The sequence below is a fragment of the Candidatus Sordicultor fermentans genome, from assembly GCF_012728195.1.
Classification (GTDB): Bacteria; Atribacterota; Atribacteria; order Atribacterales; family Caldatribacteriaceae; genus Sordicultor; species Sordicultor fermentans.
Window position 1 is genome coordinate 1 of the sequence record NZ_JAAYFP010000114.1, and the last position, 7,627, is coordinate 7,627.

Genomic DNA, 7,627 nt, shown 5'->3' on the forward strand with positions numbered 1-7,627 from the left:
GTGAAGTATTGTGTACTATTTGTTTTGTGAAAAGAGCTCTGGGTGATCATTATTTAAAGGAAAAATTTAAAAATACTTCTAATAACCCTTTTCAGAATTACTCATTTCCTTCAACAGCTGAAATAGCTACAAGTGATTTTAAACTGATGTGTTTGGAAAAAGCAGGGGACGATTTAAAAGCGTACATTGAAACATTTATAACAGTGGTTGGTGAAGCAAGAGTGAGGGAAGTCACTACGATGCCATTACCCAAAATAATGAACAAGCATACCGATTTTGAAAATCTCGAAGGAGAATGGTTTTTTGATGAAAACCTATCTTCACAACAATTTAAAAAACAGCTTGGAATAAATCTTAAGGAGGGGCAAATCAATGAATTAAAGGAAAAGCTTCGGAGTCTTATAAATAAAGTTGGAGCTCCCAACCCCTATTATGCGGTCATTATATTTGATGCCGATTCTATGGGGAAATGGTTGAGCGGCTGGAATCTTCCTGACATTGAAAATGCTTACAATTCGAGTGTGTGGCAAAGCCTGCCTGATGACTTTAAAGCAAAGTTAAAAGAAATAACGCCCAAAAAGCCTCTTACCCCTGCTATTCATGCTTCAATTTCAACAGCATTGAGAAACTACACTATAGAGTTTGTGAGAACAATTGTTGAGGAAGAACATCTGGGAAAAATTGTATATGCAGGTGGTGATGATGTTTTAGCTTTCGTTAACTTGAAGGATTTATTTGAAGTGATGAGAAAGTTGAGAGCAGCCTTTTCAGGTCACATAAAAATAGAGAATGGAGTAACAAAAGTTTGTTGGGAAAATGAATCTGGATTCATTGAAAAAGATGGTTTTTATTACCTTACGATGGGAAAGAATGCAACGGCATCTTGTGGAGCGGTAATCGCTCATTATAAAACTCCTTTAAAGCTTGTTCTCGACAAAGCAAGAGAAATGGAGAAAAAAGCTAAAAACATTGACGAGAAGAAAGATGCCTTTGGCATTGCTTTAATGAAGCACTCTGGACAGGTAAAAGAAGCTTTGTGTAAATGGAAATATGATGATATAGATGTTTTAGAAACGCTCGTAGATTTTGCTGATAAACTTGAAGAAAAAGAGGATAAACCCTGGATTTCTAAGAGGTTTATTTATAGATTGACTGAAGAATTTGAGCGAGTTAAAGGAGAAGATGGATACCTACAGGTTTCTGGGGCCATCTTCGAAGCCGAATTAAAAAGAACTATTATGAGAGCCTGTCATGGAGAAAAATATGCAAAAAAAGAGATGGTAAAAAGTGTATCTGAGAATTTAAGCTTGCTTTTTTTTGAAACGGGAGCTTTTTTGGACAGATTTTTAAATTTGCTTGAAATAGCGACTTTTACAGTAAAGGCGGAGGATTAACGATGTTTATAAAGATAACACCGTTTGATACTTTGTTTTTTAGAACGGGTAGGCCTTTTAGCGGGGGAGTTGATACGTGGGTAGATGCAGTGTTTCCACCATTTCCATCGACATTATACGGAGCAATAAGGAGTTTTTTAATCTTTCACATGGGTACGATTGAGGAATTTAAAAAAGGAAAATTTAAAGAAATTATCGGGACACCAAGCGAGAAAGGAAGCTTAGTACTAAAAGGACCTTTTTTGTATAAAAAAGACGATGTTTTTCTAAAACCACCCCTTGACATAGTTTATGTAAGTGATGAGGAAAACTTGCAACCTTTAAAATTACTCGAAAAGCCGGACTTGTTTGTTTCTGATTATGGGCCTGAAAATATATTAATTTGGCCTGAGGAAAATGCTGCAGAAGAAGCCGAGGGCGTTATTGATTTGGTTGAATTTATGAGTTACTTAGAAAATAAACAAGATGAGTATGGATTTCTGTGAAGAAGCAAGAAAACATCTGGTGATGAAGTTAACAGAGAAATTTATGCTCAGGAACAGAAAGTTGGTATTGCTCGTGATGTGTTAACAGGAACATCGAAGGAAAATTATCTTTACAGGATACCTTTGGTAAGACTTCAAAAAGACGTAAGCCTTCTAATTAATGTAGGGGGAGTTGATGGCTTGCCGAGCAGAGGAGTTATACAGCTTGGTGGAGAGTCAAAAGCCGCTGAGTTTGAGAGGATAAATGGCAACCCAATTGAGGAGTTAATGAATATTAAGCTTACTTTCTCAAACGGGCTTTTCAAGCTCTATTTAGCAACTCCAGCTATTTTTGAAAATGGCTGGTTACCGAAATGGATAAATAAGGAAACTTTTGAGGGTGAGTTTGAGGGGATAAAGCTAAAACTTATTGCTTGTGCTATAGGAAGGTCGGTTTCAATTGGAGGATGGGATATGGCAAAAAATAAACCCAAACCCATGAGAAAAGCAGTGCCGGCTGGCTCGGTTTATTATTTTAGATTAGAGAATGAAGATTACACAGAAAAAATAAGAGAATCTTTTCATTTTAAAAACATCTCTGATGTTTTACCTGAAGAAGGCTTTGGATTGGCTATTTTGGGAGAAGTTAAATTATGAAGAAGATTATAACAATGGTAGGTACTTCTATTTTTGATAATTACTTTGAGTATAGTAGTGATAAGACTTTCAAAAACCATTTTGAGGCTTTGAAAGACAGGCAAAGTAAGGATTACAACAATGAATTAGGAAAAATAGAAGGTATTAAAAAAAAGATAAGCTTCTGGCTTAAAGAAACTGATGTAAAAAATGCTTCAGCTGAAATAAAGAGCCTCATAAAATTGAAGGAAAATTTGCAGGATGATTTTGAAGTTTATCTTTTTTCTTCGGATACGATTTTAGGAAGGCTGGCAGGAGAAATTTTGGAAGAAGGGCTGAAGAAGTTATCGGAGTTCGAAGATGGCAGAATAACCCTGGATATAATTGGAGATTTACAAGTAAAAGATAGCAAAAAATTTATGAATGGGATGCGGAATCTAATTGAAAAAACCTTTAAAATTACTAATGGGTATTGGGATAACACAGTCATAAATATTACCGGTGGTTATAAAGCGACTATTCCCTACCTTACTATCTTATCTCAGCTTAATGGATGTCCGATATATTATATTTTTGAAGACCAAGATGCCTTGATAAAAATACCCAGTCTTCCGCTTTCCACGGAAGTAATAAATTGTGAAGACTTACGTAATAATAAGGATATTATAGCTAAACTGCAAAAAGGAATAGACAACGAAAAGGATTACAACGAATTAATATACAGTGATTTTTATAGAAAATATGGAGTCATGGTTTGGGAAGATTACGTTAACAATAGTCCAATAGCTGAATTAAATCCACTGGGAAAAATTCTATGGGAAACTTGTAAGAATAAGTTGTTTGAATTTTATACCAATTCTCAATCAAAACAAAAAATTAATAATTCCCAGTGGATACAAGAAGTAATATCAAAAAAGTTTTGGAGGGAGGAGATTAGGAATAACAAAACTGAATATAAAAATGGGCACCAGGTATACGATGATGGTGACAATCCTGTCAGGATCTTTTATTTTGTTAAAGAAGGACAGGTTTATATTTACAATGTTTTTGATAACCACAAAGAGTATGAAAGATATCTTAATAGTGTTTCATTTAGTGAAGATATAGAGTTGCAAGAATTTGAACTGGAAATAATCTCAAAGGAGGTTTTGTAAATGTATAAAGCTTTTCAACCTTTTTTTCTTGTTGCAGAAGCCCCCATACATGCCGGGAGCGGAAGTGAAGTAGGTATTGTGGATCTTCCGATACAGAGGGAAAGGCATACCGGCTTTCCCAAAATTGAAGGTTCGGGCATCAAGGGGTGTGTTAGAGAGGCTTTTGCAAATTCGTCTAAACAAGTAGAAATCCAGGGCCAAAAAATTAAATTCAGCGATAGAGCATATATTAACTTGGTTTTTGGTCCAGAAAAAACCGGGGACGAGCATGCAGGCTCCATCGCCTTTACAGATGCAAGGGTTTTCTTCTTTCCTGTTAAGTCACTAAAGGGAGTATTTGCTTGGGTGACCTGTCCACTTGTTCTTGCGAGATTTATGGAAGATATAAGGAGAGTAGAGGGGAGAGATTTTAGCTGGACTGCAAACATAGATAACCTTGAAAATACCATTTCTACCGAAACGCAGCTCATAGTTGTGGACAATAGAATTGTTTTAGAGGAATTTACTTTTGAAGTTACCAGGAACAAAGATGTAGATGAAGTTGCAAGGAGTCTTGCTGATATTATTTTCCCTGTTGACCCCATATATGACTTTTGGAGGGAAAAATTTAAGAAAGACATAGTGATTCTTAAAGACGATGATTTTAAGAGTTTTGTGACTACTTCGACTGAAGTTGTAGCAAGAACCAAGATAAATAGCGAAACCGGAACAGTTGAAAGTGGTGCCCTCTGGACGGAAGAATATCTGCCACAGGATACAATATTATACTCCATAGCTATGGCGACGCATTTAAGAGCTGAAGATAGCAAAAAAGGAATTTTAAAGAGCGATACGCCCAAGGGAGAGGCGGAAAACGTAATTGGGTTTTTCAAACAGGGGGTTCCTGAAGTCCTTCATATCGGTGGGAACCAGACCATAGGTAAGGGTATTGTAAGAATAAATATGATGTAGGAGGGAATTGGCGTGGCTGAAAAGAAAACAATCATGAGTAAACTCGAAGGAGGAAGGGCGGAGTTTGCCTATAACTGTGCATTAGAAGCATGTGAAAAAAGTAATAAGCTTAAAAAAGATTATAGGTCTTATGCAAGGAAAATTCCCCAGATGATTTTTACTAATGGCTTGGGACAGGCAATGGCTTTTGTGTGTTCGAAGAAGAAATCAAATAAAGAAAAGGAAGACGCTTACGATTTAATTTACAGACAAATAAGCAGTTATATGGAAAGTCCTTGTGTTTCAGGAATACAAAAGCCGAGTGGCGAGGATTTAACCGGGTGGGTAGTTTCCTTGAACTCTTACCAATATCGATATGTTGAGGAAGAGATTCTTGCCTTTTTGAATTGGCTGAGAAGGTTTGCAGAAGGCTTGATTGAAGAAGGGGAAGAGTGAGAAGATGCGGATAAATAATAAAAATGCAGAAACGACAAGACCGGGAAGGGGCTGCAAGTTCTATAATCCGAGCGATACAGCTAATATTCTACGAAATGTGATTAGAAAGAAAGACAAATATGAAGAACGGAGAGGGAAAAAAGAGGTAAGAGACTGGTTTTATGAAAGTACCCAACAAACTGTTATAAATCCTGTACTTGCTTTCGGTAAGTTGATTCCTTACGCTATGTCCAACGAAAGCAGTAGCGGAAGGGATGCCCCTGAAAATAAGCATAAATATCTTGAATTTGTAGTGGGAGAAATCAAAAAGATCAAAGAATCCAATGCTGGAAATTTTCTAAAATCTATTTTAAAGAGGCAGCAAGAGTGGCAGGAGAAACTTAGTGATAGTGGTTGGGTTGTAGATAGCGGCTTTACAAAAAGAACCTCGTGGAGATTAATAGTCGGTCTCGGTTCATCTCACCCCCAGGAAACATCGATGACTTTGCATCACAACTATGGGATTCCTTACATACCAGGAAGTGCTATAAAGGGAGCAACAAGACACTGGTTTATTTTAAGTAACTTCGAGAAACTGCGTTTACCAATTGAGCAGATAAAATGTTTTGAGAAGATTCTCAGCGAAGCTGACTTGAAAAATGAAAATGAAGATAAAAGAGATGATAAATTGTCTATTAAAGATTTGGAAAGGAAGTTCAGAGTCGATAACTTGAAACCAGATGAATTACTATTGGAGCTCATAAAGGAGCAGAAGGAATTAATAAGTTTATTCCAGGATATTTTTGGCACCCAACAACAAAAAGGTAACGTTATTTTTTTTGATGCCTATCCAGATGGAAATATAAATTTAAAAATTGATATAATGAATCCGCATTATCCGGAATATTATAGTGGTAGTCAGGCTCCCACAGACTGGCAACAGCCCAAGCCAATAAAGTTTCTTACTGTCGAGAATACGGATTTTTATTTCCGACTTGCCTCACGTAACCAAACTTTGCTACAGGAAGCTAAAACTTTACTAAAAGACGCACTGGAGAATTATGGAGTTGGGGCTAAAACTTCTCTGGGCTATGGGGTGTTTTTGTAGTTGTAGCTTGATTGCATTGGGATTATAACTTGTTTTTTAACGTAAAAGCAATAAGTTTTACCTGATAATCATTGCTCAGGCTTACTAAGCGATGTCTAAACCTATTTTTTGTTATCTGGGTTTTGAGACTCCTGGTAAGCCTTTATACCTTCTTTTATCCCCTCTTTAACTGCCTCTTTTATTGCGGGAACTAATTCTTCTCTCAGTGCCTTTATCTCATGAGAAAGAATATTGAATTGTGAGTTAATGGTATTTTCTAATGCTTCCCCAATCTCTGCATATACTTCGCTCGCATATCTGCCCACTATCCCGGGAGAGTTTTCTGCATACTTCCTTAGTGATTCCACAAGACCGGCTTTTCTCATTGCATCATCTAAAGACATTTTAGCACCTCCCCTTCTCCTATTTTACCACTTTTATCTTTGCGAGGTCTTTTCCATTACTACGAGAAACGTGAGAGGGAAAGTGAGGGTGGAAATAAAATCTCCCTCTGTGCCGTCACCATTGAATATTTATATTATCCTTTTCATTGCCTCGGAATGGCTTTATCGCCTTGTTTGTCACCCCTGAGCGTTTCTATCGACTGAGGGGGTAAAGCCTCCTCATAACCTCCGAAAAAATCAAAAGAAGAAGCAAAAACTTGGATTCCCGATTGAAGATTTCGGGAATGACGGAGGGGGTCATTCCTGAATGTCCCTATCAGGAATCTAAATCAGAGAAGAGGAAGCCTTCCTTTCTTGTCATCGCGAGGGTCGTTTGCTTGTATCCCGTGGCGATCTCGCTTTTCCAGAGTGTGAGATTACCACGCCAGACGATAAAGCGGGGTTCGCAACGACTCTCTTATCCATCACCCTTAAATGCCCCTATCAGGGGTCCAAAGCATTTAAAGTCTCAGTAGTATTTGCTTTTCGTACTTCATCTTTTATCTTTTAAGCCTGCCGCAGGCATGTCTGTTTCAATCCCTCATAGGTAGATGGAATGTAAACAAAAAATGAATGAAAGGAGATAACAAAGGTGAAAGAAATATTCCCAAGATTATTTCAATTTTTCATAAATAAGCTTAGGGCAACCTTTGCTTGCAAGAGTTGCTGTATAACTATCATCATTTCAATCTCGCGTAAGTAGGCTACAAGACCAGCTTAAAAACTGTAATATGGTGGAAAGTTCTATTCTTCCACTGTATTAATCCCTTATAGGTGAACTACAGACAACGGGGCATGCTTCCCCTCTATAACTTTTTTTCCAATTATCCTTTAGCCTGCCGCAGGCACGGAGGATGCTTTTCATCCTCCATAGTATTTGCTCTTTTGTAGTTAATCTTTAAAATCTTTTTCTTTTAAGCCTGCCGCAGGCATGTCTGTTTCAATCCCTCGTAGGTAGATGGAATGTAAACAAAAAATGAATGAAAGGAGATAACAAAGGTGAAAGAAATATTCCCAAGATTATTTCAATTTTTCATAAATAAGCTTAGGGCAACCTTTGCTTGCAAGAGTTGCTGTATAACTA

The 7,627-nt window shown here is 37.2% G+C and carries 8 protein-coding genes; 7 read left to right on the plus strand and 1 reads right to left on the minus strand.

Features of this window, described 5'->3' with window-relative positions; all coding sequences use genetic code 11:
- The 7 genes from cas10 to cmr6 all read left to right on the plus strand — a co-directional run.
- On the plus strand, positions 1–1,394 hold a 1,394-nt coding region (cas10, locus tag GXZ17_RS06030; protein ID WP_409376389.1), incomplete at its 5' end, for a type III-B CRISPR-associated protein Cas10/Cmr2.
- Between the two features lie 2 nt (positions 1,395–1,396).
- Positions 1,397–1,879, plus strand: a complete 483-nt coding sequence (locus GXZ17_RS06035) for a type III-B CRISPR module-associated Cmr3 family protein (protein ID WP_409376390.1) — start codon at positions 1,397–1,399, stop codon at positions 1,877–1,879.
- 39 nt (positions 1,880–1,918) lie between these two features.
- Positions 1,919–2,515 carry a type III-B CRISPR module-associated protein Cmr3 gene (gene cmr3, locus GXZ17_RS06040; protein ID WP_409376396.1) on the plus strand — a complete coding sequence of 199 codons (597 nt, stop codon included), beginning with the start codon at positions 1,919–1,921 and terminating at the stop codon, positions 2,513–2,515.
- On the plus strand, positions 2,512–3,648 hold the full coding sequence (locus GXZ17_RS06045) for a putative CRISPR-associated protein (RefSeq protein ID WP_409376391.1): 1,137 nt from the start codon (positions 2,512–2,514) through the stop codon (positions 3,646–3,648). The genes cmr3 and GXZ17_RS06045 overlap by 4 nt, the downstream gene beginning before the upstream one ends.
- Positions 3,649–4,599, plus strand: a complete 951-nt coding sequence (gene cmr4 / locus GXZ17_RS06050; protein ID WP_409376392.1) for a type III-B CRISPR module RAMP protein Cmr4 — start codon at positions 3,649–3,651, stop codon at positions 4,597–4,599. It begins immediately after the preceding gene.
- A gap of 12 nt (positions 4,600–4,611) precedes the next feature.
- The gene (cmr5, locus tag GXZ17_RS06055) at positions 4,612–5,034 is read left to right on the plus strand and encodes a type III-B CRISPR module-associated protein Cmr5 (protein WP_409376393.1); all 423 of its coding nucleotides are present in this window, start codon (positions 4,612–4,614) and stop codon (positions 5,032–5,034) included.
- Positions 5,015–6,121 (plus strand): type III-B CRISPR module RAMP protein Cmr6, encoded by a 1,107-nt coding sequence (cmr6, locus tag GXZ17_RS06060; protein WP_409376394.1) that lies wholly within the window; start codon positions 5,015–5,017, stop codon positions 6,119–6,121. Before cmr5 ends, cmr6 begins: the two co-directional genes overlap by 20 nt.
- A 101-nt stretch (positions 6,122–6,222) precedes the next feature.
- Here cmr6 and GXZ17_RS06065 read toward each other — a convergent pair whose 3' ends face one another.
- Entirely contained in the window at positions 6,223–6,504 is a 282-nt protein-coding gene (locus GXZ17_RS06065; protein ID WP_409376395.1) for a hypothetical protein, read from the minus strand.
- Positions 6,505–7,627 lie beyond the last annotated feature (1,123 nt).

Excerpts from the sequence above, each read along its gene's own strand:
- GXZ17_RS06035 (WP_409376390.1), top strand. The coding sequence starts at position 1,397 with ATGTTTATAAAGATAACACCGTTTGATACTTTGTTTTTTAGAACGGGT.
- GXZ17_RS06045 (WP_409376391.1), top strand. The coding sequence starts at position 2,512 with ATGAAGAAGATTATAACAATGGTAGGTACTTCTATTTTTGATAATTAC.
- cmr4 (WP_409376392.1), top strand. The coding sequence starts at position 3,649 with ATGTATAAAGCTTTTCAACCTTTTTTTCTTGTTGCAGAAGCCCCCATA.
- GXZ17_RS06065 (WP_409376395.1), bottom strand. The coding sequence starts at position 6,504 with ATGTCTTTAGATGATGCAATGAGAAAAGCCGGTCTTGTGGAATCACTA.